Origin of the sequence: Bacillus cabrialesii (assembly GCF_004124315.2) — a bacterium.
Classification (GTDB): Bacteria; Bacillota; Bacilli; order Bacillales; family Bacillaceae; genus Bacillus; species Bacillus cabrialesii.
The window spans coordinates 975,001-1,000,024 of record NZ_CP096889.1 but is presented as its reverse complement, the minus strand read 5'-3'; the positions used below and the strand labels follow the sequence as shown (position 1 = coordinate 1,000,024).

Genomic DNA, 25,024 nt, shown 5'->3' with positions numbered 1-25,024 from the left:
CAGATTAAGATTCCTTCACTTCTTTAGGAGCCGGAAGCAATGAAAGCTCCTCTTGTTTCTTTTTCTCCGCACGCGCTTTATCTTTTCTGACATCACGCAGGAATAGAGCCAGAATCAAGCCAAACACACAGAATATAGTTGCCCACATAAAGGCATCATTAATCCCCATCACGTTTGAATCAAGCGACGCATGTTTGTAAAGATGAGAGAAAACATACGTTTTCGCTGTGTCATAAGACATGTTCATATTCACCATTAAATTCGTAACTGCATTTTGGAATGCATGGAGGAAGTTCGGGTCCGCCGTGCTTGTTTTATCTGCAATTTGTGAATAATGGAACGTCGTACGGTTTGTATAAATTGTCGTAATTAAACTTGTACCGATTGATCCGCTGATTTGGCGAAGCGTGTTGCTCATCGCCGTACCGTGGCTGTTCAGGCGGGCAGGAAGCTGGTTCATACCCGCTGTCATAACCGGCATCATTAAGAGTGACATACCGAATGCACGGACTGAATAGATCAGCATGATCAATGTATATGGTGTATCAATCGTTAATTGCGTATATTGATATGTTGTCACCACTGTCACGAGAAGCCCGATAATCGCAAGCGGTCTCGGACCGAATTTATCAAACAAAATACCGGAGATCGGTGACATGATCAGCATGACGATCGCACCCGGAAGCAGAAGCAAACCGGATTGAAGAGCCGTAAAGCCGACCAGGTTTTGAAGATAAATCGGCAGCAGGAACATACCAGTGTATAGTGCTACAGTAATAACGATGTTAATGACACTTGAAAGTGAGAAAATGTCGTATTTAAACACTCTGAAATCAAGCATCGGATCATCATGACGCAATTGCTGAATAACAAAAGCAACGATCGCAATGACACCTATAATAACTGTAGACAGGACAATCGGGTCAGTCCAGCCGTCAGATCCCGCTTCACTGACTCCGTATAATAAGGAGGCGAATCCGACAATCGAAAGAATCGCTCCAAGCGTATCGAGTTTGATTTTTTGCGGCTCCACCAGATTTTTAAAGATGAAGAAAGCCACGATAATTACAATTGCGCCAATCGGCACAAGTCCGTAAAACATAATGCGCCATGTGTAATGCTCAATGATCCATCCGGAAAGAGTCGGACCGACCGCCGGAGCAAACATCATCGCAAGTCCGAAGATCCCCATTCCTTTCCCCCTGCTTTCAGGCGGGAAGATTAACAGAATGGTTGTCATAACGAGCGGCTGCAAGATTCCTCCGCCCACGGCCTGAATCAAACGTCCGATCAGCATTGTAGAGAAGTTAGGTGCGATACCGCAGACTAACGTACCGAGCGTAAAACAGAACATGGCGACGAGAAAGAGACTCCGTTGGCCAAACCGTGTAATCAGGAAGGCAGATAACGGAATCAAAACGCCGTTAACAAGCATGTAACCTGTTGTGAGCCACTGAATCGTCGTTGCACTTACACCAAATTCAGTCATTAAGTGCGGCATTGCAACGTTAAGCAGCGTTTGGTTAAGTATTGCCAGAAACAGCCCCGCCATTAGCACAAACAGCAATGTCATAGGGCTTTTTGCATTATTTTCTTTGCCTGTAGCCATCTAAGACAACCTCCTTTCATGGTTTGATGACTGACCTGTTTTATTCAGAAATTTTAACAGTTGCGTTCATACCAGGAAGCACTTTTGAAGATGGGTTGCTAATAGAAATTTTAACAGGAACTTTTTGTGTTACTTTTGTGTAGTTACCGCTTGAGTTAGAAGATGGAAGCATATCAAAAGTTGAGTTTGTCGCATATCCGATTTCTTCTACTGTACCGTCAAATGTAGTATCAGGATCTCCGTCAACCACGATGTCTACTTTGTCGCCATTTTCAATATCAGCAATTTCTGTTTCTTTAATATTTGCAGTGATGTAAAGGTGATCCATGTCAATTGTTTGTGCAATAGTTGTGCCAGCCTGTACTGTTTGACCGTTTTTCACTTCGTTTTTCACAATCGTTCCGTCCATGATGGATTTTACGTCAACAGATTGTTCACCTTTGATTTTTGCTACTGTGTCGCCTTTTTTAACTGTTTTTCCTTCTTCAAGATCCCAGTCAGAAACTTTACCAGCTGCTGGAGCTGTGATAGCAGCCATATCGCCGGCTACTTTCGCTTCGTCTGTTTTTACAAAGTTTGTGCTTTGATAATAGTAATAAGCACCTCCGCCTATAATTGCAAGAACAACAATCAAACCGATAATGTTGGTCAGAATTAAACGTCCTCTGTTCATTTTGTTTTCTCCTTTCGTTTCATCCTCTATCATTTTGCGGAAAGCTGGTGAAAATATGTGGGAAGTTTTTAATTACCGCTTTTTTCTGAGCATCCTTCAGCCAGCTTTGACAGGCTTCCGGCAAGCTTACGCAAATATTGAAGCTGGGATGTATCAAGCTTTTGATACAAGCTCGCCCCCATTTTTGCATAGTTCACAGCGGCGTTGTTTAATAGTTCTTCCCCCTCTTCGGTTAACTGAATCATAACGATACGGCGGTCATCCGGACTGTCATACCGATTCATCAATTGGCGCTTATACAGGATATCTGTCATCCGCGTCACAGAAGCGGGCTTAAGATCAAGCGACATCGCCAGCTTGCTTAGCGGCGTGCTTCCGCTTTGATGAATTTTAAACATCAGCAAATATTGAAGGACTGTAATATCAAAAGGCTCAAGCACAATCTCCAATATCTTCTTCTGTTTTTTATAAATCGCCCGAGACGTATCGAAGAGCTGTTCAAAAGTGAGCAAAGCACGTTCTGATTCAGTCAACTCCTTTTCACCTCATTCCTCAATAATAGTTCACAAGATAAAATATTAATAAATGAAAGAAGATTTGTCAAAGGAAAAATTTCTTTTTTTCCCGTATTTTTTTCGCAAACGTTTTCTTGCTTTTTTTAAATAAAAAAAAGCCCTGGAATGGGCTTCTCATTACGAATATTGATGGCTTACGCCAGACTCTTCATTTCTGAAAAAGTTCTTCAGAGCCTGAAATACATCAGATTTCTGTTTTAAAATATAGTACTTAAATTTCTCGTCTTTCACATTTTTGTATGCGGACATTAACGTTGAATGCCTGTTATACTGATTGACCTCGCCGTAACAGAATAGATTCGCTTTCTTCATAATATCATTGACCAGCTTCACACAGCGCGCGTTGTCAGATGTCAGGTTGTCACCGTCAGAAAAATGAAATGGATAAATATTATAGCGGGCGGGATTGTACTTTTCATCAATCAGCTCAAGCGACTTTCGGTAAACTGAAGAACAGATGGTTCCGCCGCTTTCTCCCTTCGAAAAGAAGTCCTCTTCCGATACGACTTTTGCTTCTGTATGATGGGCAATAAATTCAATTTCTACAGTCTCATATTTCGTCCGCAAAAACCGGGTCATCCAGAAAAAGAAGCTTCTGGCCATGTATTTTTCCCAGACACCCATACTGCCGCTTGTATCCATCATTGCTAATACGACGGCTTTTGACTCGGGTTTTGTTATGTCATTCCACGTCTTATATTTCAGATCCTCCGGGTAAATCGGATAGAACGACGGCTTCCCTGACATCGCGTTTCGCTTAAAAGCCGACATCATCGTTCTTTTCTTATCAATATTACCGGTTAACCCTGTTTTACGGATATCATTAAATTCAATATCTGTATGAATGATATTGTCCCGCTCTTTTTGCTGGAGATTCGGAAGTTCTAATTCCTTAAAAAGCGCTTCTTCTAAATCCATTAATGAAACTTCTGCTTCATAATAATCTTCGCCCGCCTGATCACCGGCGCCTTGCCCTTTTCCAGGCCCCTGTTTCTTGTCGGATCCATCCCGGGCCACAATATCTCCAACCTGGCTGTCGCCTTCTCCCTGCCCTACATGTTTATTTTTATCATAGTTATAACGGATTTTATACTCATCCAGTGAACGGATTGGAATCTTCACTACATCTTTTCCATTAGACATAATAATGCTTTCCTCGGTCACGAGGTCCGGAAGATTGTTTTTGATCGCTTCCTGAACTTTTTTCTGGTGGCGCTGCTGGTCATCGAAGCCTTTGCGATGGAGGGACCAGTTTTCCTCAGAAATTAAAAAATGGCCGCTGTCATTTTGGGACATGAATTCCCCTCCTTAACCATTTGTGGTCGTGATACATACGTATTCCGGCTTGTGCCAGATTATGAAACAAGTCTTTCGAAAAGATTTATATTCATCATATGCACAAAAGCACGGTTAATTGACAAACTATTTAGAAAATGGGACAAAATAACCCGCCCTATTCGGACGGGTCACGTTGCTTATCGGTTCAGCAGGCTGCCGACATATTTCAGCAGCTCATTGGCGCTCGTCGAGTTGTAGCCGTGCTCATCAATTAAACGGGCCACGACTTCATTTACCTTTTTCAGCTGCTGCTCATCCGGCGTTTTTGTTGAAGTCGTAATTTTAACGACATCCTTCAGATCAGCAAACAGCTTTTTCTGAATGGCTTCACGCAGTCTTTCATGAGAATTGTAATCAAACCGCTTGCCTTTTCTCGCATAGGCCGAAATGCGGATTAAGATTTCTTCGCGGAACGCTTTTTTGGCGTTTTCCGAAATGCCGATCTGCTCTTCGATTGATCTCATCAGCTTTTCGTCAGGATTCATTTCTTCTCCTGTCAAAGGATCACGAAGCTTGTTTTTATTGCAGTAGGCCTCTACGTTGTCGAGGTAATTGTCCATAAGTGTTTTAGCTGATTCTTCATACGAATATACAAACGCTTTTTGAACTTCCTTTTTCGCAATGTCGTCATATTCCTTGCGGGCGGCAGAAATAAAATTCAAATACCGCTCCCTGTCCTCGCTAGAAATCGAAGGGTGCTGATCAAGACCTTCTTTTAAGGAACGAAGAACATCAAGAGAATTAATCGACTCCATATTTTTCCTGATAATCGTTGAAGAAATCCGGTTGATCACGTACCGCGGATCAATGCCGCTCATGCCTTCATCATTGTATTCTTTTTTCATATCCTCAACGTCGACAGAATTATATCCTTCCACACTTTCCCCATCATACAGTCTCATTTTCTTGACCAGATCAATATCCGACCGCTTCGGTTCTTTTAATCGGGTAAGAATCGAGAACATCGCAGCGACCTTCAGCGTATGCGGGGCAATATGAACATCCGCCACATCGCTTTCTGCGATCATTTTTTCATAAATCCTCTCTTCCTCAGACACTTTTAAATTATAAGGGACAGGCATCACAATAATTCTTGAGTGCAGGGCTTCATTCTTCTTATTAGAAATAAATGAGCGATACTCCGTTTCATTCGTGTGAGCAACGATCAGCTCATCAGCAGAAATTAACGCAAATCGCCCCGCTTTAAAATTCCCTTCCTGTGTCAATGAAAGCAAATGCCAGAGAAACTTCTCATCACATTTCAGCATCTCTTGAAACTCCATCATTCCGCGGTTCGCTTTATTCAGCTCGCCATCAAACCGATATGCGCGCGGATCTGATTCCGAACCGTACTCGGCGATTGTTGAGAAATCAATACTTCCCGTCAAATCGGCAATATCCTGAGACTTCGGATCAGACGGACTGAATGTTCCAATTCCCGTACGCTTATCTTCTGAAAAGAAGATGCGCTCCACCCTCACATCCTCAATTCTTCCTCCGTACTCTTCCTCCAGCCTCATGACATTTAAAGGAGAAAGACTTCCTTCTATTCTAATGCCGTATTCTCTGTAAAAGTCCTCACGTAAATGATGGGGGATTAAATGTAGAGGGTCTTCGTGCATTGGGCAGCCTTTAATCGCATATACAGCGCCATTATCCGTCAGGGTGTACGCTTCGAGACCTTTTTTAAGCATCGTGACCAGCGTGGATTTACCGCCGCTAACAGGCCCCATCAGCAATAGAATCCGCTTTCTGACATCAAGCCGTTTCGCGGCCGGATGAAAATACTCCTCCACAAGACGCTCCAGAGATTCCTCAAGCCCGAACAGCTCACGGTCAAAAAAACTGTACTTCTTGCGTCCGTCGATCTCCTCTATCCCGCTGTCTTTTATCATATTAAAAACACGAGAATGAGCAGATTGCGCGACCATTGGATTTTCTTTAATAATCTCCAAATAATCGGCGAATGTACCTTCCCATTTCAGCCGCTGCTCTTCCTCTCTGTACTGTTCAATTTTCTTTAATATATCCATAAGGACCTCCTCCATCATGTTTGTTGCGCTATGCAAATAAGGTACTTTGATACAATCTATGCCGCCATCTCGTGATACATGCTTTGGTTTCTTAAAAATAAAGATACTTATACAGCGTTGACAAGGCAGACTGCGACCGTTCATAATAAAGAAAAATACAAAATCATCCAGACTCGGGCAGCACGGAAAAATTGAAGAGGGGGAGAGACGGTGAAAACAATCATCATGATGGGTGTCATTGTCACTTTTTTAGTATCAATTTTTACCGCAGGGTACGAAAGCAAGCCGGGGAAAGAATAAAAAGGGTGCTCCTAATGAGAGCACCCTCTTTTATAACAGAACAATGTTTTATATCTTGTTTGTTTCATTAATCTTTGAATGCTGATTACATTCGCATTTGTTTTTGTATTCAATCGTTCCGATGCTGCACCCCGGCCCGATAATCACTTCTTTTCCTCTGACAACTGCCGCTTCTGTATTCTCCAAATAAACCTGATCTCCTTCAATGAGATCGGCGATCAGCTTTACTTTCTTCCGTTTAAACAAGCCCGCGCGTCTTTTCACTGTTATTATTGTTCCGCCGATTTCACGCACATAGCTTACATCATGGCTCAATCCAAGCTTAACATCACCCGCATTTAATAAACCTGATACATCAACGCAGCCTGTAACATGGAACATTTCCGTTTCACAGTCGCCTTTAACGCTAAGCTTCCCTTTCACATCGCACGATTCTCCAGTCATATTCCCGCATATTTCAGCCAGGCCCTTCAGATTGAATCGATCAAATTGAAGTGAGCCGCTGACCTTCATTGTGCCGTAAATATTGATTCTGCCGGATGTAAGATTGCTTTTAAACTCACTTTCTCCGAACACACGCAGCCGCTCAGTTTCTGCTTTTCCGAGAAAAAGGCCCGTTCCGAAAATGCGGCAGCCCGCGGCAGACAGCCCTTCACCGACCACACCTTCACCCTTGATACTGACATGGTGATACGCGCCTCCCGCAGCGTATCCGGCGCCATATAATTTTAAATTTCCCAGTTTTGTTGTCTCCATTACGGTCCTCCTCACACCTTTGTGCATGTTTCTACCAATGCGCTCGGATCACAAGTATAGTCTCCGCTGTATTCGACGGTTTCAATCTGGCAATCCGGGCCGATTTTGACTGTATTACCACGTACGGTTTTCGCCTTTGTATTTGTCAGTTCAATCACGTCACCTTCGATCAGTTCAGCTGTTAAAACAGGCTGGGGCATCAGTCTGAGCAATGTCAGCATTCCTTTTCTTCCAGTCACTTGAAGGTGGCGGCAGCCGATCTCACGCACATAACTTTCCCCGGCAGAAAGGTTAACGATCACCTGGTCAGCGTTTAAAAGCCCGCTGATTTTGCATTTCCCTTCTGATTGAAAGGTTTCCGTTTCACAATCCGCTTCCATGACAGCTTTACCGCTAATGTCAATGCCATCAGCCTTGACTGTACCGCCAAATGTTGATGATCCAGCGATTTTTAATTGTTTTGCAGACACCTCTCCTTGTATAAAACCAGTACCATGAATCCGAATCGATTCTGCTTCAACATCTCCGTGTATCTTTCCTGAACCGCTGATGGTTACCGCTTTCGCTTTGACGCTTCCATCGGCTTTTCCCGTTCCATTAAAAGAAAAAGTGTCACATTCCACGTCCCCGGCCACTGTTCCGCTGCCGTTAATTTCGACTGATTGAAATGTTCCTCCCTTTGAACTTCCCGATCCGTTTATCACCAGCTTTTCCATTACATCCATTGATGGCCCTCCTGCATATATGTTGTTTTTAATTCTTCTGACGCCTTTACTAAATCTACCCGTTCCACAACCTTGACGGACGATTCAAACAGAATGCTGTCCGCGGCTGCCGTTATAAAACAAGTGGTGACACCAAGCTTCCGCAGTACGATCAGCTCCGTCTGGTTCTTGATCTCTTCTGTATCATGCTTCTTTAACACCTCTGCAGCCATTTTCGCTTCTGCCAGGCTGACATTTCCGGACTGCAGCAGCCCTTCAAGCACATACAGAGAAAGCAGATCGCGGGATGAAAAAACCGGATTTTCTCCGCCTTCGGAAAAGACATCAAGAGCAGGCTTTGAAATCAAACCTTTATGAAGCAATTCATCAGCGGTCATGCTGACATCCTTCATTTTCGGCGACAGCATTTCTCTCATTTCATCCAAAGATAAGTTTTCCTTCATCTTTTGAATCATTGAAATGCGTTTTAAAATATCCTCTCTCGGAAAAAACGTCTCCTGCCCTGTGAATGTGGATTTGCGAATAAACCATTCCTCAGGAATTAAGTTTTTCCGCTTCCACCGATACAGCTGACCGTATGAAATCGATGTTCTTTCAAGTAATTCTTTTTTAGAGATTAATTGTTCTTCCATTAGTCCAGCTCCTTTGATGGGTACATTGTAACATAACACTGTTACGTTGTTAAGCCCAAAAATAAAACACAGCACAACAAAAAAATCCGCCCATCATCATGAGCGGATTTTTCACTATTTTAAATCACGGTAATTTTGCTGGCGCAGCGCTTCATAAACGAGAATCGCCGCAGTGTTGGACAGGTTTAACGATCTGACGTGCTCTGTCATCGGAAGACGCAGGCAGCGGTCCATATTATTTTGTATTAAATCCTTTGGCAAACCGCTTGTTTCTCTTCCGAACACGAAGAAATAATCCTCGTCAAGATCAGTGTAATCAAACGACGTATGAGGCTGCTGGCCGAATTTCGTAATAAAGAAAAACTGGCCTTTTTGATATTCCTCAAACAATTCTTCCAATGAATCATGATATACAACGTTAACAAACTCCCAATAATCGAGTCCGGCACGCTTCAGCATTTTATCATCTGTAGAAAAGCCGAGCGGACGAATCAGGTGGAGCGTTGTATTGGTTGCCGCACAAGTACGCGCAATATTCCCTGTATTGGCGGGAATTTCTGGTTGATATAAAACAACATGTAATGCCACAATGTTCACCTCTGTTTTTCTTATCCGCCCATCATTATATCATTAATTACCCTTTTGTCGTATCATCAACGATATGAAAAAAGGCATATCGTATTGACGGCGTGTATGCCGTAGAATCCTCGTATGACCAATATCTCATCCGGCTGTCATAGGACTGGGCGTTGACAAGCGGCATATTGCCTTTGTCCTTCGCCACAACAATCGTTGTATGATTAAACCGGCCATCACCTTCAAAATCATAGCAAATCACATCACCCGGCATCAGCTCTTCCGCAGATTTCATCCGCACCGCACGCATGCCGGCCTTTGAATTCGCCAAATACATTTTCATAGAATGAGCCACCGTCCAGCTGTAGCTCCATGAGCTTTGTTTCATCCACCAGCCTGACCCTCTGTTCGGATGGCCGCGCATCGGCGCGCCTCCCGCATGAAGACACTGAGAAATAAAATTCGTACAGTTATCACTGAAATTTTTATATGCAGGGTTGCGCTTGTTCCAATATTTCTCGGCATATTGCACAGCGCCGAGACGATCGTATTGAAAGGCCCTGCCAAACGCTTCCCTTTCTTCTTGAGAATAGTCAATAATACTGGTCCCTTCATGAAATCCAGCCGGTGTTTTCGCAATTTCCTGATCACTAATCAAAATGTGATCATAAAGGAAAGCCATCCGTTCCTCCATGTGCTCTTCCATATACAAGCTGTCGTCCTGCTCCTTACACACGTATTCGTAATGGATGGTATACGTAAGGCAGGTCGTTCCGTCATCCTCAACCCGCACATGATCGATGACGGCCTTGGCTTTCGCTTTTACGATCTCAACTTTACGTTTTTCCAGAAGCTTCTTCTTTCGCTCCATGACTTCAAGGTCTCCAACTTCAGATTCCTGCCGCATAGCATGCCCGTTAACCAGATAACTCAGCCGCTCCTCCGCTAATTGTTCTAAAATGTGCTTCAAGCTCACCCCACCCGCCATACTTTTTTATAGAGAAAAAACACTTGGATGCATCTCAAGTGTTTTTTCCTTCTGTTCTATACGTATGTCAGGACAGGCCTTGTTTAGTCATGCCCGAAGCTTTTAACAAATCAATTCCTTTTTCAATTTCCAGCTTCGCCTCTTCATCCTTCTCTTTTTCAAGCGCTTTTTCAAGCTCATTCGCGTACGCTGGATCTCCGATTTTCCCGATCGCCCATGCAGCTGTCCCTCTGATAACAGGACGCGGGTCCTTATGCATCAGATCCGTCAATTCAGGCAGAGCGGAAGCATCCTTAAAGTGTGCAAGAGCAAGAATGGCGTTTCGCTGAATCGGTTTTTTCCCGCGCCAAGAACCTGAGACATGTCCGAATTTCTCCTTAAATTCACGGTTGCTGATGGTCAAGAGCGGCTTCAATAACGGTTTGGCTATCTCAGGATCAGGCTCCATTTCCGGATGAAGATGAAAATCCTTGCCTTTATTGAGAGGACACACCGTTTGGCACGTATCGCACCCGTACAGGCGGTTTCCGATCTTTGTCCGGAATTCATCAGGCAAAAATCCTTTCGTCTGAGTCAGAAAAGAGATGCAGCGCTGCGCATTCAGCTGTCCCGGATTTACAAGCGCTCCCGTCGGGCAGGCATCCAGACATTTCGTGCAAGATCCGCACATATCTTCAATCGGCACATCAGGCTCAAAAGGAATATTTGTGATCATTTCCGCCAAATACACATAAGAACCGTACTCAGGTGTTGTGATCATACAGTTTTTCGCGCTGAATCCGATTCCGGCCCGCTCTGCAACGGCCCGATCAGACAATTCGCCAGTGTCAACCATTGACTTAGTTCTGATATCCTCATGCTTGCTTTTCAGAAATTCCTCCAGCAGATCGAGCTTTTCCCTCAGCACATCGTGATAGTCTTTACCCCAGGAGGCTCTGCAAAAAATGCCCCTGCGCTCAGTTCTCGTGCTTCTCGGCGCATCCTTCATTCTGGAAGGATATGCGAGAGCAATCGCCACAATTGATTTCGCTTTCGGCAAAAGCAGCTTCGGCGTCACCCTTTTCTCGATATCGGGCTCTTCAAAGCCGGAGAGATAGCCGAGTGATTCTTGAAGAATCAAACGGTCTTTTAAACTGTCAAAAGTATCAGCGGTCGTAAAACCAATCTTGTCCACGCCAATGCTTTTCGCGTATTCAATTAATTCTTCTTTAAGCTGATAAACGTTCATGTTTTGCACAGCCTCCTTTCTTTGTGATAAAACGATACAGCGTTTATAATAGGTTGATATCACGTAACTGGAGTGAATACTAGTGAATATCAAAATTGATTCTGTTATTACCGAACGTGCGGCCAGCTTACTTGCGGCGGCTGTAATTTATGAGAATATCGAAGTCGGCTCCTCTCCGCAAATGCTGAAAGGCAGGCTTCGCCTATTTCAAGAATCGCTGTTTTTCGACTTTGCGGACGGCGGAATATCCGATGAACCATTCGTCAAGGAATGGCGGGAACTCTTTAAACAGCTTAACCCGTCATTTGAGGGAGAAACAACCCCAATGGAGGACATGCTGATCCCGATATCCAAAGAACAATTCATGGAAAGCAAGGATTCAGCCCATGACACCATCGATTTTTTCGCATTAAAATATTCTCTGCCCATTATGATTTATGATGCCGGCAAGCTTCACGAACAAGTCCGGATCTCATTGGGAGAAAAAGAAAACATATTGATTTTCTCTGATGAAAACGGCGTATTTGGCGATTTTAAAAACAGCGTCAATCTCTATCCCGTTTCAAACGAGACCAAGAACATGCTGCAAATCATCTTTTTCCCGCCATCCATTGAGAAAAACAGCGCTGTAAAACTCTTATCATCATTAACGAAAATGTTTGAACAAATTCACGGCGGCGCCCATACAGTACATTGGCTTACGTAAAAGAACACGAATGGCGTGTTCTTTTTTACATAAAAAAACGCAATACTTCGTTTATCTGAGAAACGAAACACTGCGTTAATAACGTATGTATGGAGCGGGTGATGAGAATCGAACTCACGACATCAGCTTGGAAGGCTGAGGTTTTACCACTAAACTACACCCGCATTTGTGATTGTCAGCAACAGTACCGCTCTGACTTGTCTAATGTTACACGTTTATTGATTTTTCGTCAAGGGAATATAAAAAATTTGTCGAAAAAAAGTTTTATTTTTGTAAAGTTGTTAAGTTACATTTACATAATGTTAAGTATACTATACAATATAATCAATCGAGATTGTGAAGGGGACAGACGTCATGATGAAAAATAAAGTAAAAGAGCTGAGGGCACGCTTCGGCTATTCTCAGGAAAAACTCGGAGAAACAGTCGGCGTCACAAGACAGACTGTGGCAGCTATCGAAAAAGGCGATTATGTTCCCTCACTGTTGCTAGCACTGAAAATCTGCAAAGCTTTCTCTATGAAAATGGAGGATGTCTTTTGGTTAGAGGAGGAGAATTAAGATGAGCATGAAAACAAAAGCAGCTTTTCAACTTGTTTTATTTGGCCTTGCATGCTGGACGCTGATTGCATACTTTGAAGCTTCAGAAGGAATCGCATCTTTTTTTCGCACAAAGAGCGGTGAGATGGTGTTTGAATTAAACCTCACCCCCTTTATTCTGTTTGTTGCGGCGTCTGCGGTATATTTGTACTTACAGAAGAAAAGACGCCCTCATGCAAAACAGCTTCTTCTGCCAGATGAATTTGAAGAGCAGGACGAAAGAGAGAAGATGATGACGGCAAAAGCATGCCGCGCGTCATATATCGCCGTCTACTTCTCACTGCCTGCCGCAGCGGTTCTTCTGATTTTTTATCCGTTTTTTCAATCACGTATCCCGTTTTTCCCTATTATTATTGTGTTTATCATCATGATCATCCAGCACCTATCCTACGTCATCTCTTTCAAGAAAAACGAAAAAAACTCCGGCGCGCTGTAATCGCCGGAGTTTTTCTCACCAGCTCGCTTTTTTCACACCGGGAATCTGGCCTTTATGGGCCAGCTCCCTGAAAGCGATTCTGGACATTTTAAACTTCCTCATATATCCTCTCGGGCGCCCCGTTACCATGCAGCGATTATGGAGCCTTCCCGGTGCTGAATCTCTCGGCAGCTTGCTGAGTGCCTCGTAATCTCCTTTTTCTTTTAATTCACGTCTCATAGCAGCGTATTGTTCAACAAGCTGCTGCCGTTTTAACTCTTTTGCCACTTTTGATTTTTTAGCCAAGACATAGCCTCCTCTTTAAATCGAAATAATTACGATTTAAAATGTATCATGCACCATTCAAAAAGGCAAGCATAGCGCTTTAAAAAAACAGACGGCCTGAAGCCGCCCGTTTCCTAATGATACAATTCCACATAATAAAGCAACGCATCTTGATGCTTTATGAGCTCTTTTTTATGCTCAGAGGTATGCAATGTCTCGTTAGCCCCTCTAATACTGCTGCCGATCAAAACAGGCTTATCGAAAGAAATCGGTTCCGGCGATGAAATATTCTGAGTCATTTCCTGTGTTGCGCTATCGTCACGCTTCACTGATGAACCGGCCGCTGTATTTCCCTGTTTATTCACAATACCAAAATGGACGGTGGTGTGTTTATTCTTTCCTTCCCCCTCATCATTCTCAAAATAAACAAATTGTAATGTATCGGGTTTTTCCTCTGAATAATTTGCACTTACCGGACCAATCGTCTCAACAAGCTTTCCTTTTTGATAATGTTCGATATACATGTCAGCAGAAGAAATACCTTCACTGATATTGACGGCTTCGGCAGTGAATGCCGCCTGTGAGGCTGCTACACCCATTCTGTTTTTTTCAAGATCAGATATGTCCGCCGCATTGATTTCCATCTGCTTTGATTGTCCGCATGCTGACAGCATGGCTATCAGGCAAATGGCTGCTGCGCTTATGATGGTTTTCAGAAAAACAGCCCCTTTTTTGAATATCATACCATGTCCGGGGGCTGTATTTGCTTAAACTGACGCATTTTTCTCTTTGACAAAATAAGTGTTCCCTACGGCTTCTCCTCTTTTGTTCTGAAGCCTTCTCGTCCGCTCATTTTCAAATGGCAACAGCGGAAACACAAGCTCCGCAAAATAATACGCTTCTTCTAAGTGCGGATAGCCGGAGAAAATAAACGATTCTATGCCGAGTGCCTGGTATTCCGCCATCCGATCGGCAATCGTCTGCGGATCACCGACAAGAGCTGTTCCTGCCCCGCCTCTGACAAGGCCGATCCCCGCCCATAAATTCGGGCTGATTTCAAGCTTTGTCCGATCGCCTTGATGAAGGACGGCCATCCGCTGCTGGCCTGAAGAATCGTAGCGGCTTAAAGCTGCCTGCGCTTTGGCGATGGTGTCATCATCCAAGTGGCTGATCAAGCGCTCAGCAGCTTCCCACGCCTCATGTTCGGTTTCACGGGCAATGACATGCAGCCTAATGCCGAAGCGAACGGATCTCCCTTCTTTTTCCGCTTGTTTTTTGACTCTCTCAATCTTTTCTTTTACTTGTTCAGGCGGCTCGCCCCACGTCAAGTACACATCTGTATGCTTAGCGGCAGCTTCAATCCCCGCCTGCGACGATCCTCCGAAATAGATAGGCGGATGCGGCGCTTGCTGCGGCGGGAAGAGCAGATTGCTGTTTTCCACTTTTATATGCTTTCCTTCATAGGAAACCGTTTCTCCCTGCAAAAGCCTCCGCCAAACGGTTAAAAATTCGTCTGTCGCTTCATAGCGTTCATCATGGCTGATAAACAGGCCATCACCCGCCAGCTCGTATGGATCGCCTCCTGCCACAACATTGATCAGCAAGCGGCCGTCTGAAATGCGGTCTAAGGTGGATGTCATTCTGGCTGCCAGAGAAGGCTGCATTAAACCGGGTCTTACCGCGACTAAAAATTTTAAATCCTTTGTTTCTTCTGCCAAAGCCGATGCTGTAAGCCACGGGTCCTCGCACGATCTTCCCGTCGGCAGAAGAACACCCGTATACCCCAGCCTGTCAGCCGCCTGCGCGACTTGTTTAAAGTAAAGATGATCCGCAGTCCGCCCATCGCTTTCAGATCCTAAATATCTCGCGTCTCCATGAGTCGGTATAAACCAAAGAATTTCCATGATCTTCTCCCCTTTACCTGTATTATCCTTCGTAACTGTTTCTCCATTTTAATAGTTTTCGTTCAAGCAGCCTGACAAAGGAATCCGTCAGCTTTCCAACCACCGCAAAGATGATAATCCCGGCAAAGACTTTGTTTGTTTGTGAAAACTGTCTCGCATCCATGATCATGTATCCAACTCCTGAGCTGGAGCCCATCAGCTCTGCTACAACAAGCCCGAGCCATGCAATGCCGAGTGATAAGCGAATGCCGAGCAATATATTCGGCAGGGCTGCCGGCAGAATCACTTTGGAAATCTGCTGATGCCATTTAAATTCAAGCACCCGAGCGACTTCAAACAGCTTCGCGTCAACCCCGCGGATGCCGTTAAATGTATTGATGTAGACAGGAAAGAAAGCGCCGAGCGCAATCAGCAAAATTTTAGATACTTCATCAAAACCGAACCATAAAATAAACAGCGGTGTGACCGCCAGATGGGGAACGGTTCTAAGCATTTGCAATGACGGATCAAGATACAGCTCCGTCCGTTTGGAGAATCCGGCCAAAATCCCGATGATCAATCCAAGCCCCGCACCAAGCAAAAACCCAAGCGCTGCCCGATAGATGCTGATTTGCAGATGGCCCAACAGTTCACCAGACAAAATAAGCTCTTTAAACGTCAGAATAATCGTAACGGGCGTTGGCAGCACTGTAGCGGACACCATCTCAAGACCGCCGATGATCTGCCAGATGGCAATGATGACAACGGGCAGCAGCAGTCCCTTCATCCAGCCATATTTCATCTTTCGGGGCTTTTTTTGCACCGCTTCCGCATTTGTTTTTGGCAGCGAGCCTGCAGCCTCTGCTTTCATTATTGATCACCTCCTGCGGAACTTTCCTTTAACGCTTTTTTAATAAATGTGTTATCCACTACCTCTTTCACATCGATCTTCTTGTCTATCGCCTTCGTTCGATATTGAAAATCCGCTGTCTCCTGCTGCGCTTTCACAATGTCGTCACGAATGACCTCATTCAGAGGCTCAGTATTTTTCAGCACATTTTCAACGACCTCTTTATCGATATCTTTTATATTTGCATACAAGTCCGCCGCTTCATCCAGATGTTCCTTTTGCCACACAACGGCCTTATTAAACACTTTCAAAAAACGGACCACTTCGTCTGGATGCTCTTTTGCAAACTTTGTTCTCACTAGAGTAAATCCCGGTGAATATAAGTCTGTGCTTTCCCCGTTCACAAGGATTTTTGCTCCGTGTTTGATTGTTTCTAAAGACAAGTAGGGCTCCCAAATGGACCAGGCATCAACAGATCCGTTTTCAAACGCGGAAGCCGCTTCATCTGGCTGAAGCTGAATGATCGTCACATCACGGGCTGACAACCCCACTTGATCAAGTGCTTTATAAAGAAAATCAAAACCGCTGCTGCCTTTGGCGACTGCAATTTTCTTTCCCTTTAAGTCCTTGACGTCCTGAATGCCGCTGTTTTGATTCACAAGGATGCCGTTCGCTTTCAACCCGTCCTGAGATAGACCGATTTCTTTAAAATCAATGCCTGCCGCTTGGCCTGAGATCACAGGCGAATTGCCGACTTGAGAGAAATCCAGTTTATTTGCCGCAAGGCCTTCAAATTGAGGCGGACCGCTTTGAAACTCCACCCATTTCACTTTAATGCCTTCTTTTTCAAATGCATCCTCAAACCAGCCTTTCTCCTTCGCAATCAAAAGCGGGCTCAAGCTTTGCTGAATACCGATTCGAATTTCTTTCAATTGTTTGTTGCCGCCGCTGGCTCCATTTGCTCCGCAGCCTGCCAGCAGAAAGAAAACGGCAACCAATACAATGAGTCCTTTTTTCATTTCTGCTTCCGCCCTTTCTATATCCCTGATCCTTCAGCGTACTCTAGTTCTTCTGTTTTCTCGAATTCCGACAGCACTTTCTGTCTGATCGCTTGGAAATCCGGCGTCGTCCTGTTTCGCGGATACGCCAAAGAAATGGGCATCAGCTTATGGATGTTCCCCGGTTTGGCCTTAAGAATCGCAAGCTCATTTCCTAAATAAACAGATTCATCTATATCATGAGTAACGAGAATCATTGTTGTTTTTTTCCTCCGCCATATCTCCAGCAGGACGTCCTGCAGGTGTTTTCTTGTAAAAGCGTCGAGCGCGCCAAACGGTTCATCTAAAAGCAGCACCTCAGGCTCCCGCAGAAGAGCCCGTGCGATGGCCACTCTTTGTGACATACCGCCTGACAGCTCTCGAGGATATGCTTTCTCCGCTCCTTTCAATCTGACAATCTCGATCAGTTCATCCACCTTCTGTTTGACTTTTGGATCTTTCAAGTTCAAATCAGCGGCAATATTCTGCTCAACCGTCAGCCATGGAAAGAGGCGGTGCTCCTGAAAAATAAATCCTTGCTGGATACCCGGAGCTGTTACGCTGCGTCCGTTAATGTCAACACTCCCGTCATAATCAGAATCAAGCCCTGCAATAATCTTTAACAGAGTGCTTTTTCCGCACCCGCTCGGTCCAATGACCGTTAGAAATTCACCTGGTGCGATTGATAATTGAATGTTCTCCAAGACCGTTGTTTTGCGGCCTTCATGGTCAAATGCCTTTTCTTTGATGCTGATGGTCACAGCCACTTTAATCCCTCTCTTTCTGCCAACCCCGCCTTCTAAAAAAACAAAAAGGCCCCCATCTCTGTTTTTTTTAGAGATGAGAGCCTTCGGCGGTCCGATCAGCTGCCCATTTGTTTTTTGTTTGAATATCATGTTAATTCAAATTATTCCGATATGTCAACTCTTTTTTAATCGAGTATTTCGATACCCTTGTTTATCACTTACTCTTCTTGTTTCGCAAATAGAGAAGAAAAAATCATTTCTACAAAAAACTTTATTATCGGTTATAACCTGTTACAACAAGGTTTCATCAACGTTTTCAATATTATATATCGCTTAATAGAGATAACTATTTTATAATAATTATAAAATAATATTGACTTTTTACTTAGAGATGATATTATGTTTTTATAAATTCCAAGAGGTGATCACATGAGTTCAAATAAACTGACAACTAGCTGGGGCGCTCCAGTTGGAGATAATCAAAATTCGATGACTGCCGGTTCTCGCGGACCAACTTTAATCCAAGATGTCCATTTACTCGAAAAATTGGCTCATTTCAACAGAGAACGTGTTCCTGAACGTGTCGTTCACGCCAAAGGAGCAGGCGCACACGGATATTTTGAAGTGACAAACGATGTCACAAAACACACGAAAGCCGCTTTCCTTTCTGAAGTCGGTAAACGCACACCGTTGTTCATCCGTTTCTCAACAGTTGCCGGTGAACTTGGCTCGGCTGATACAGTTCGCGACCCGCGCGGCTTTGCTGTTAAATTTTACACTGAAGAAGGAAACTACGACATCGTCGGGAACAATACACCGGTATTCTTCATCCGCGATGCGATTAAGTTCCCTGATTTCATCCATACACAAAAAAGAGATCCAAAAACACACTTGAAAAACCCTACAGCTGTATGGGATTTCTGGTCACTTTCACCAGAATCACTGCACCAAGTGACAATCCTGATGTCTGACCGCGGAATTCCTGCGACACTTCGCCACATGCATGGCTTCGGAAGTCATACATTCAAATGGACAAATGCCGAAGGCGAAGGCGTCTGGATTAAATATCACTTTAAAACAGAACAAGGCGTGAAAAACCTTGATGTCAATACGGCAGCTAAAATAGCCGGTGAAAACCCTGATTACCATACAGAAGACCTTTTCAACGCAATCGAAAACGGCGATTTCCCCGCATGGAAACTATATGTGCAAATTATGCCTTTAGAAGATGCAAATACGTATCGCTTCGATCCATTTGATGTCACAAAAGTTTGGTCTCAAAAAGACTATCCGTTAATCGAGGTCGGACGCATGGTTCTAGACAGAAATCCTGAAAACTACTTTGCAGAAGTAGAACAAGCGACATTCTCACCTGGAACACTCGTGCCTGGTATTGATGTATCTCCGGATAAAATGCTTCAAGGCCGGCTGTTTGCTTATCATGATGCGCACCGCTACCGTGTCGGCGCAAACCATCAAGCGCTGCCAATCAACCGCGCACGCAACGAAGTGAACAATTATCAGCGTGACGGACAAATGCGCTTTGACAATAATGGCGGCGGATCTGTTTATTACGAGCCTAATAGCTTTGGCGGCCCGAAAGAGTCACCTGAGGATAAACAAGCAGCATATCCGGTACAAGGAATTGCTGACAGCGTAAGCTACGATCACAACGACCACTACACACAAGCCGGCGATCTCTATCGTTTAATGAGCGAGGATGAGCGCGCCCGCCTTGTTGAAAATATTGTCAACGCCATGAAGCCTGTAGCAAAAGAAGAAATCAAACTTCGCCAAATCGAGCATTTCTACAAAGCGGATCCTGAATACGGAAAACGTATTGCAGAAGGCCTTGGATTGCCGATTAAAAAAGATGCTTAAGGAATGCAAAAAACCCGCTGTCATTAGCGGGTTTTTTATATTTTGTGGCGCACTGCCGTATGCTTCTCATCAATCTTCATATAAATTTCCTCCATGAGTTCCGCGCTGTTCATAATCTCTCGTTTGTTTTTTTCAATCAGAAGCTCAAGCGGCAAAATTTGATTTCCATATGTTTTTCGCTTCCTGAAACGTTTTCTCCCCTTCTCTTTTTTGATTCCCATCACTGTTCCCTCCTTTTGCATACAAAAAAGGCCCTTATCTAAAAGATAAGAGCCTTCGGTGTCCCGATCAGCAAATGCTGGAAATATATATTAGCTATATTAAAACGTATTCCATTTCGTCTGTCAATCTATTATTTATACAGCTGGCTGCCTTGATTCACAAATTCTTCTGCTTTTTCTTTCATCCCCTCTTGAATCGCATCCCATTCTCCAAGCTCTTTATCCTTCGCATAATCACGAATATCCTGAGAAATTCTCATGCTGCAAAACTTCGGTCCGCACATTGAACAGAAATGAGCGGTTTTTGCTCCTTCAGCCGGCAGGGTTTCATCATGATATTCAAGTGCTCTTTCCGGATCAAGAGATAAATGAAACTGGTCGCGCCAGCGGAATTCAAAGCGGGCTTTCGATAACGCATCATCCCGTATTTGCGCGCCAGGATGCCCTTTTGCAAGGTCTGCCGCGTGCGCAGCAATTTTATATGTAATGACTCCTTCACGAACATCATCACGGTTAGGCAGCCCCAAATGCTCCTTCGGCGTTACATAACATAGCATTGCTGTTCCATACCAGCCGATCATCGCAGCTCCGATCGCTGAAGTAATATGGTCATAGCCCGGCGCAATATCTGTCGTCAGCGGCCCCAATGTGTAAAAAGGCGCTTCTTTGCAAATGTCCATTTGTTTATCGACGTTCTCTTTGATTTTATGCATAGGCACATGCCCCGGCCCTTCAATCATTACCTGAACATCATGCTTCCAGGCAATTTGCGTCAGTTCTCCGAGAGTCTCTAATTCGGCAAACTGTGCTTCGTCATTTGCATCAGCGATTGATCCGGGGCGAAGCCCGTCCCCAAGAGAAAAAGCAATATCATACGTTTTCATGATCTCACAGATGTCTTCAAAATGAGTATATAAAAAGCTTTCCTGATGATGAGCCAGACACCACTGCGCCATAATCGCTCCTCCGCGTGACACGATTCCAGTTGTCCGTTTGGCAGTCAGGGGCACATACCGCAGCAAAACACCCGCGTGAATCGTAAAATAATCCACTCCCTGCTCTGCTTGCTCGATCAGCGTGTCCCGGTAAATCTCCCACGTTAAATCCTCCGCTATGCCGTTTACTTTTTCAAGTGCCTGATAAATCGGAACAGTTCCCACAGGCACAGGACAATTGCGGATAATCCATTCACGGGTCGTATGGATGTCTTTTCCGGTAGAAAGATCCATCATCGTATCCGCTCCCCAGCGGATGGCCCACGTCATTTTTTCTACTTCTTCTTCAATGGATGACGTAACAGCTGAATTCCCGATATTCGCATTAATCTTCACATGGAAATTCCGGCCGATAATCATCGGTTCACTTTCAGGATGATTAATATTTGAAGGAATGATCGCCCGGCCGCTCGCTACCTCATCTCTGACAAATTCGGGAGACACGTGCTCGCGAATTGCGATAAACTCCATCTCTGGCGTAATGATCCCCTTTTTGGCATAATGCATTTGTGTGACATTTTGACCTGTTTTCGCCCGCAGCGGCTTCCGCTTTAGTCCTGGGTAACTTACGTTTGGATTTGCTTTTTTATAACCGTTATCCTCTGGTTTTATCGCTCGTCCTTCATATTCTTCAACATCGCCGCGCTTTGTGATCCATTTTTGCCGAAGCGGCTTTAATCCTTCTTCAATATTAATCGTCACATCAGGATCTGTATAAGGGCCGCTTGTATCATAGACACGCACAGGCGCGTTTTCCTCTTCACCGAACGATCCTGTCGTCGGACTCAATGCGATTTCCCTCATCGGCACTTGGATGTCCGAAGAAGAACCCTCCACATACACTTTCTTGCTCCCCGAAAAACTCGACATAATGGAAATATTGGCTTGCTGCACTGAATTGTTTTGCATTATTATCCTTCCCCTCTCCTCGTTTGAAAGGACAAAATCGAGCCCATAACCAGCACAAAAAACCGGATTCAAATGAATGAACCCGGTTACAGTCAGAAAGAAACATATTATTGCCCAGCACGACAATAATAAAAACAATTCCTCTACTTCCCCACGCTGGTACGAACCAGATCAGGTCCAAAGGGTTAAGAAGCTTACCTTCTCTCTCAGCCCGAAAGCGGGCACCCCCAGTAACTATTAATTTCGGACTCATCTTAACATAAAACCATTCGAAAAAAAAGAGGAATATAGAAAATATTCAGCTAATTCAATCCAAATATTTGACCTGCAACGGGGTTTCTGATATCCCATGTTCCCCCATCATCACCCGATATGCCTTTGCACCCGGTCTTGAACTTACGGTCTGAACAAGCTGATCATTTACGAAATGAAGAGCCGCTCCGTCGTCCGCCGCATAGCCATCGCACAAAAACTTGTTAGATATCAGCTGATGATATATCGGTCTCCGATCCTTTTCACCGTCATAATGAGGGCAAAAGCTCCCTTGCAGAAAACCTAAACTTTTCATACTTGTCAGCGGCCCGGCTGAATCTGTCACCCCTTCTTCAAACCAGCAGATCGCACCGACACTTAATCCAGCTAAAACCACACCGTTCTTCCATGCTTCCCGGAGAATAAGATCCAGCCCCCACTCCTTCCACAACACAAGCATATTCCGCGTATTTCCCCCGCCGACATATATCACGTCCTTTTCCATAAGAAAAGAAGTTACATCTGTTGACGGCGGCTTAAACAGCGATAAATGAGACGGCACACAATCGAGTGTTTGAAATGCATCATAAAACCGCTGAACATAGCTTTGGGAATCACCACTCGCCGTCGGCAAAAAACAAATACGAGGTGATTTCCGCTCTGATTGATTGATGATATATTGATCGAGAGACAAATTTTCCGCCTCCATCGAAAATCCCCCGCCGCCCATCGATATAATCTGTTTCATCATCCCACTCCCCCGACAAAATTTGTTATTCATTATAGCATTTTGTATAAATGCATGGCACAAGGCTAAATACTTTCTTAACAGGTGGCCCCTGACATTACCAGGAGTTGAAGCCATTGAACAATTTCTTAGCCCCGATCATGCAATAACAGAAACCGCAACCCCCGATCTCAGAACAACGTTGCATGATCAATTAGATGCAGCTGTTCATCTGCAATTTCAGCTCGATTCGTTTTAACTTGCAGAGAACAGTAACAAAGTCATGCAAAAAAAGACGATGCCTCATTTACGAGACACCGTCTCTTCATTTTATTGCTCCACTCTTCTTAAAGCCTCATTTACCGTTTCTTTTATAAACGCGTCTTCACCGCTTAATCGGTCTAAACTGAGATCACCGTTTCTCAGCCTTTCGGAAATATTGTTTATATCCTCCTCTACCGTGATTTGCAGCTCACCTGCCAAAAACATTCTGTGTAATTCATCAGCAACCATACTTTCTTTATCCATTTCAATCCGCTCCTTTGCTTTCAATATTATTCTTAGTCTGTCCCTAGGCCGGACGAATAATAGGAAAAAAGTATGAATCAAATGAATCTTTTTTCCTCCTTCTTACGTATAACTGTTGAGAAAAAGAAAAAGGGGAAGATCTAACATGTCATTTTTTAAGAAACTTGCGGCAAGTGCGGGAATCGGTGCGGCAAAAGTAGATACGATTTTAGAGAAAGACGCCTATTATCCAGGAGAAGAAGTACGGGGAACTGTCCATGTCAGAGGCGGGAAAATCGCTCAGGACATCCGCTATATTGACGTCCAGCTTAACACACAGTACGTCATTGTAAAAGACGATGAAGAGCAACGTAAATACGCTACCATTCATTCTTTCCGTGTTACTGGCTCATTCACCATTCAGCCTGGAGAAGAGCATCAATTTCCGTTCTCATTCACCCTCCCTCTTGATACACCGATCACTGTAGGTAAAGTAGAGGTCGCCGTGGTGACAGACCTTGATATCCAAGGCGGTATTGATAAATCCGACCATGACCGTATTTTTGTTGAAGCTCACCCTTGGATTGAAAGTGTGCTGGAAGCAATCGAAAACCTGGGCTTCCGTCTTAACGAAGCAGACTGCGAACAAGCGCCTTACTTCCAACGCCGCCTTCCGTTCGTTCAAGAATTTGAGTTCATTCCGACATCAGGCTACTATCGTCAAATGCTTGATGAATTAGAGCTTATTTTCCTTCTAGATGAACACGGTTTAGACATTATTTTCGAAGTCGACCGCAGGGCAAGAGGACTGCGAGGATGGCTGGAAGAGATGTATAATGACGGTGAACAGCTCGTACGTGTCCGATTCAGCCAATCAGAGCTTGAAGATATAGAAGGTCTTGAAGAGGTGTTAGAAGAGATCATAGACCAATACGCTGAGTGAATGATAAAAAGGAGCCTCTCCTTTTCTTTAATAAAATAAAAACCCGTTTCTATATAAGAAACGGGTTTTTCAGTATACCGGTGGTCGGGGTCGAACCGACACTCCAGAAGGAACACGATTTTGAGTCGTGCGCGTCTGCCAATTCCGCCACACCGGCAAGTTTTATGTCGTATCTAACCGACGAATATAAATATATCATGGATCTTATAAAGTGTCAACGCTTTTTAAAAAAGTTTTTTGAGAAAGTGTTTTGGATATAATATCATTAAATAAGTGTTAGAGAGTTAACTAGTCAACGAAATATAAAGCAGCTTAAATACTTTATCAGAGCTAAACTGCTGATAATCACCGAAGCAATAAAAAAATGATCTACATAAGTAGATCATTGATATGATTAGTTATAGTTTTTAAAACACAAACACCAATTAAACTTACCATGTAAGTAAAATTGGTGCCGAGGGCCGGACTTGAACCGGCACGGTAGTCACCTACCGCAGGATTTTAAGTCCTGTGTGTCTGCCAATTCCACCACCCCGGCAAAAGAAAGGCGACACCCGGATTCGAACCGGGGATAAAGGTTTTGCAGACCTCTGCCTTACCACTTGGCTATGCCGCCATAATTGGAGCGGAAGACGGG

25 protein-coding genes, 5 tRNA genes, 1 pseudogene and 1 riboswitch (1 of these 32 cut by a window edge) are annotated in these 25,024 nt (G+C 44.2%); of the genes and pseudogenes, 5 read left to right on the top strand and 26 right to left on the bottom strand.

Annotated features, from left to right (window positions below; genetic code table 11):
* Positions 1–4: 4 nt before the first annotated feature.
* The 11 genes from EFK13_RS05135 to queG form a co-directional block, all read right to left on the bottom strand.
* A complete protein-coding gene (locus EFK13_RS05135; protein ID WP_129506293.1) occupies positions 5–1,609 on the bottom strand; it encodes an MFS transporter in 1,605 nt (534 codons plus the stop codon).
* 40 nt (positions 1,610–1,649) lie between these two features.
* The gene (locus EFK13_RS05130) at positions 1,650–2,315 is read right to left on the bottom strand and encodes an HlyD family secretion protein (RefSeq protein WP_075744955.1); all 666 of its coding nucleotides are present in this window, start codon (positions 2,313–2,315) and stop codon (positions 1,650–1,652) included.
* 35 nt (positions 2,316–2,350) lie between these two features.
* Positions 2,351–2,815: a MarR family transcriptional regulator gene (locus EFK13_RS05125; protein WP_064813608.1), complete on the bottom strand. Its 465-nt coding sequence runs from the start codon at positions 2,813–2,815 to the stop codon at positions 2,351–2,353.
* Between the two features lie 159 nt (positions 2,816–2,974).
* Positions 2,975–4,153 (bottom strand): sporulation protein YhbH, encoded by a 1,179-nt coding sequence (gene yhbH, locus EFK13_RS05120; protein ID WP_129506294.1) that lies wholly within the window; start codon positions 4,151–4,153, stop codon positions 2,975–2,977.
* A gap of 179 nt (positions 4,154–4,332) precedes the next feature.
* Entirely contained in the window at positions 4,333–6,228 is a 1,896-nt protein-coding gene (gene prkA, locus EFK13_RS05115; RefSeq protein WP_119997303.1) for a serine/threonine protein kinase PrkA, read from the bottom strand.
* A 348-nt stretch (positions 6,229–6,576) separates the two neighbouring features.
* Complete coding sequence (locus tag EFK13_RS05110; protein WP_129506295.1) at positions 6,577–7,284, bottom strand: hypothetical protein; 708 nt, start codon at positions 7,282–7,284, stop codon at positions 6,577–6,579.
* An 11-nt stretch (positions 7,285–7,295) separates the two neighbouring features.
* Positions 7,296–8,009 carry a bactofilin family protein gene (locus EFK13_RS05105; RefSeq protein WP_129506296.1) on the bottom strand — a complete coding sequence of 238 codons (714 nt, stop codon included), beginning with the start codon at positions 8,007–8,009 and terminating at the stop codon, positions 7,296–7,298.
* On the bottom strand, positions 8,000–8,641 hold the full coding sequence (locus EFK13_RS05100) for a YhbD family protein (protein ID WP_167470874.1): 642 nt from the start codon (positions 8,639–8,641) through the stop codon (positions 8,000–8,002). The genes EFK13_RS05105 and EFK13_RS05100 overlap by 10 nt, the downstream gene beginning before the upstream one ends.
* 114 nt (positions 8,642–8,755) lie before the next feature.
* Positions 8,756–9,238 (bottom strand): tRNA (uridine(34)/cytosine(34)/5-carboxymethylaminomethyluridine(34)-2'-O)-methyltransferase TrmL, encoded by a 483-nt coding sequence (trmL, locus tag EFK13_RS05095; protein ID WP_072183318.1) that lies wholly within the window; start codon positions 9,236–9,238, stop codon positions 8,756–8,758.
* A gap of 37 nt (positions 9,239–9,275) precedes the next feature.
* Positions 9,276–10,205, bottom strand: coding sequence for an amidase domain-containing protein (locus EFK13_RS05090; protein ID WP_129506298.1), 930 nt, complete (start codon positions 10,203–10,205; stop codon positions 9,276–9,278).
* 67 nt (positions 10,206–10,272) lie between these two features.
* Positions 10,273–11,433, bottom strand: a complete 1,161-nt coding sequence (queG, locus tag EFK13_RS05085; RefSeq protein WP_129506299.1) for a tRNA epoxyqueuosine(34) reductase QueG — start codon at positions 11,431–11,433, stop codon at positions 10,273–10,275.
* Positions 11,434–11,515: 82 nt separating this feature from the next.
* Between queG and EFK13_RS05080 the strand changes: the two genes are divergently transcribed.
* Entirely contained in the window at positions 11,516–12,139 is a 624-nt protein-coding gene (locus EFK13_RS05080; RefSeq protein ID WP_129506300.1) for a B3/B4 domain-containing protein, read from the top strand.
* A 90-nt stretch (positions 12,140–12,229) separates the two neighbouring features.
* Here EFK13_RS05080 and EFK13_RS05075 read toward each other — a convergent pair.
* Positions 12,230–12,303: transfer RNA gene (locus EFK13_RS05075), tRNA-Gly, on the bottom strand.
* A gap of 193 nt (positions 12,304–12,496) precedes the next feature.
* Here EFK13_RS05075 and EFK13_RS05070 point away from each other — a divergent pair.
* Positions 12,497–12,697: a helix-turn-helix transcriptional regulator gene (locus EFK13_RS05070; RefSeq protein WP_009966860.1), complete on the top strand. Its 201-nt coding sequence runs from the start codon at positions 12,497–12,499 to the stop codon at positions 12,695–12,697.
* Position 12,698: 1 nt separating this feature from the next.
* Positions 12,699–13,172, top strand: a complete 474-nt coding sequence (locus EFK13_RS05065) for a hypothetical protein (protein WP_129506301.1) — start codon at positions 12,699–12,701, stop codon at positions 13,170–13,172.
* A gap of 15 nt (positions 13,173–13,187) precedes the next feature.
* Here the strand turns inward: EFK13_RS05065 and rpsN are convergent, their stop codons facing one another.
* From rpsN to EFK13_RS05035, 6 genes are all read right to left on the bottom strand, one after another.
* Positions 13,188–13,457 carry a 30S ribosomal protein S14 gene (rpsN, locus tag EFK13_RS05060; RefSeq protein WP_064813618.1) on the bottom strand — a complete coding sequence of 90 codons (270 nt, stop codon included), beginning with the start codon at positions 13,455–13,457 and terminating at the stop codon, positions 13,188–13,190.
* A 113-nt stretch (positions 13,458–13,570) separates the two neighbouring features.
* A complete protein-coding gene (locus tag EFK13_RS05055; RefSeq protein ID WP_129506310.1) occupies positions 13,571–14,110 on the bottom strand; it encodes a hypothetical protein in 540 nt (179 codons plus the stop codon).
* Between the two features lie 93 nt (positions 14,111–14,203).
* A complete protein-coding gene (gene ssuD / locus EFK13_RS05050) occupies positions 14,204–15,340 on the bottom strand; it encodes an FMNH2-dependent alkanesulfonate monooxygenase (RefSeq protein WP_129506302.1) in 1,137 nt (378 codons plus the stop codon).
* 22 nt (positions 15,341–15,362) lie between these two features.
* Positions 15,363–16,193, bottom strand: coding sequence for an ABC transporter permease (locus EFK13_RS05045; RefSeq protein WP_129506303.1), 831 nt, complete (start codon positions 16,191–16,193; stop codon positions 15,363–15,365).
* On the bottom strand, positions 16,190–17,188 hold the full coding sequence (locus EFK13_RS05040) for an aliphatic sulfonate ABC transporter substrate-binding protein (RefSeq protein WP_129506304.1): 999 nt from the start codon (positions 17,186–17,188) through the stop codon (positions 16,190–16,192). Before EFK13_RS05040 ends, EFK13_RS05045 begins: the two co-directional genes overlap by 4 nt.
* Positions 17,189–17,205: 17 nt before the next feature.
* Complete coding sequence (locus EFK13_RS05035) at positions 17,206–17,973, bottom strand: ABC transporter ATP-binding protein (protein WP_129506305.1); 768 nt, start codon at positions 17,971–17,973, stop codon at positions 17,206–17,208.
* Between the two features lie 408 nt (positions 17,974–18,381).
* Here EFK13_RS05035 and katA point away from each other — a divergent pair, with 408 nt between their 5' ends.
* On the top strand, positions 18,382–19,833 hold the full coding sequence (gene katA / locus EFK13_RS05030) for a catalase KatA (RefSeq protein WP_129506306.1): 1,452 nt from the start codon (positions 18,382–18,384) through the stop codon (positions 19,831–19,833).
* Here katA and EFK13_RS05025 read toward each other — a convergent pair.
* The 4 genes and pseudogenes from EFK13_RS05025 to EFK13_RS05010 all read right to left on the bottom strand — a co-directional run bounded on the left by EFK13_RS05025 (position 19,817) and on the right by EFK13_RS05010 (position 23,471).
* A pseudogene (locus EFK13_RS05025) lies at positions 19,817–20,054 on the bottom strand (FbpB family small basic protein). The gene katA and the pseudogene EFK13_RS05025 sit on opposite strands and share 17 nt — an antisense overlap.
* Before the next feature lie 131 nt (positions 20,055–20,185).
* On the bottom strand, positions 20,186–21,958 hold the full coding sequence (gene thiC / locus EFK13_RS05020; RefSeq protein WP_129506308.1) for a phosphomethylpyrimidine synthase ThiC: 1,773 nt from the start codon (positions 21,956–21,958) through the stop codon (positions 20,186–20,188).
* A 131-nt stretch (positions 21,959–22,089) separates the two neighbouring features.
* A riboswitch (TPP riboswitch) is annotated at positions 22,090–22,197 on the bottom strand.
* A gap of 68 nt (positions 22,198–22,265) precedes the next feature.
* Positions 22,266–22,958 carry a Type 1 glutamine amidotransferase-like domain-containing protein gene (locus EFK13_RS05015; RefSeq protein ID WP_129506311.1) on the bottom strand — a complete coding sequence of 231 codons (693 nt, stop codon included), beginning with the start codon at positions 22,956–22,958 and terminating at the stop codon, positions 22,266–22,268.
* Positions 22,959–23,267: 309 nt separating this feature from the next.
* Positions 23,268–23,471, bottom strand: a complete 204-nt coding sequence (locus tag EFK13_RS05010) for a hypothetical protein (protein WP_072566821.1) — start codon at positions 23,469–23,471, stop codon at positions 23,268–23,270.
* 139 nt (positions 23,472–23,610) lie between these two features.
* Here EFK13_RS05010 and spo0M point away from each other — a divergent pair, with 139 nt between their 5' ends.
* Complete coding sequence (gene spo0M / locus EFK13_RS05005; protein WP_129506309.1) at positions 23,611–24,387, top strand: sporulation control protein Spo0M; 777 nt, start codon at positions 23,611–23,613, stop codon at positions 24,385–24,387.
* Positions 24,388–24,462: 75 nt separating this feature from the next.
* Here spo0M and EFK13_RS05000 read toward each other — a convergent pair.
* The 4 genes from EFK13_RS05000 to EFK13_RS04985 all read right to left on the bottom strand — a co-directional run.
* A tRNA-Leu gene (locus EFK13_RS05000) sits at positions 24,463–24,544 on the bottom strand.
* A 292-nt stretch (positions 24,545–24,836) separates the two neighbouring features.
* A tRNA-Leu gene (locus EFK13_RS04995) sits at positions 24,837–24,925 on the bottom strand.
* A gap of 7 nt (positions 24,926–24,932) precedes the next feature.
* Positions 24,933–25,003, bottom strand: a tRNA-Cys gene (locus tag EFK13_RS04990).
* Positions 25,004–25,008: 5 nt separating this feature from the next.
* A tRNA-Gly gene (locus EFK13_RS04985) sits at positions 25,009–25,024 on the bottom strand; it runs 59 nt beyond the window's last position.

Excerpts from the sequence above, each read along its gene's own strand:
- katA (WP_129506306.1), top strand. The coding sequence starts at position 18,382 with ATGAGTTCAAATAAACTGACAACTAGCTGGGGCGCTCCAGTTGGAGAT.
- EFK13_RS05015 (WP_129506311.1), bottom strand. The coding sequence starts at position 22,958 with ATGAAACAGATTATATCGATGGGCGGCGGGGGATTTTCGATGGAGGCG.
- spo0M (WP_129506309.1), top strand. The coding sequence starts at position 23,611 with ATGTCATTTTTTAAGAAACTTGCGGCAAGTGCGGGAATCGGTGCGGCA.
- EFK13_RS05110 (WP_129506295.1), bottom strand. The coding sequence starts at position 7,284 with ATGGAGACAACAAAACTGGGAAATTTAAAATTATATGGCGCCGGATAC.
- EFK13_RS05055 (WP_129506310.1), bottom strand. The coding sequence starts at position 14,110 with ATGCTGTCAGCATGCGGACAATCAAAGCAGATGGAAATCAATGCGGCG.
- yhbH (WP_129506294.1), bottom strand. The coding sequence starts at position 4,153 with ATGTCCCAAAATGACAGCGGCCATTTTTTAATTTCTGAGGAAAACTGG.
- ssuD (WP_129506302.1), bottom strand. The coding sequence starts at position 15,340 with ATGGAAATTCTTTGGTTTATACCGACTCATGGAGACGCGAGATATTTA.
- EFK13_RS05105 (WP_129506296.1), bottom strand. The coding sequence starts at position 8,009 with ATGGATGTAATGGAAAAGCTGGTGATAAACGGATCGGGAAGTTCAAAG.
- EFK13_RS05065 (WP_129506301.1), top strand. The coding sequence starts at position 12,699 with ATGAGCATGAAAACAAAAGCAGCTTTTCAACTTGTTTTATTTGGCCTT.
- EFK13_RS05135 (WP_129506293.1), bottom strand. The coding sequence starts at position 1,609 with ATGGCTACAGGCAAAGAAAATAATGCAAAAAGCCCTATGACATTGCTG.
- EFK13_RS05070 (WP_009966860.1), top strand. The coding sequence starts at position 12,497 with ATGAAAAATAAAGTAAAAGAGCTGAGGGCACGCTTCGGCTATTCTCAG.
- prkA (WP_119997303.1), bottom strand. The coding sequence starts at position 6,228 with ATGGATATATTAAAGAAAATTGAACAGTACAGAGAGGAAGAGCAGCGG.
- EFK13_RS05130 (WP_075744955.1), bottom strand. The coding sequence starts at position 2,315 with ATGATAGAGGATGAAACGAAAGGAGAAAACAAAATGAACAGAGGACGT.
- queG (WP_129506299.1), bottom strand. The coding sequence starts at position 11,433 with ATGAACGTTTATCAGCTTAAAGAAGAATTAATTGAATACGCGAAAAGC.
- EFK13_RS05090 (WP_129506298.1), bottom strand. The coding sequence starts at position 10,205 with ATGGCGGGTGGGGTGAGCTTGAAGCACATTTTAGAACAATTAGCGGAG.
- EFK13_RS05040 (WP_129506304.1), bottom strand. The coding sequence starts at position 17,188 with ATGAAAAAAGGACTCATTGTATTGGTTGCCGTTTTCTTTCTGCTGGCA.
- thiC (WP_129506308.1), bottom strand. The coding sequence starts at position 21,958 with ATGCAAAACAATTCAGTGCAGCAAGCCAATATTTCCATTATGTCGAGT.
- EFK13_RS05100 (WP_167470874.1), bottom strand. The coding sequence starts at position 8,641 with ATGGAAGAACAATTAATCTCTAAAAAAGAATTACTTGAAAGAACATCG.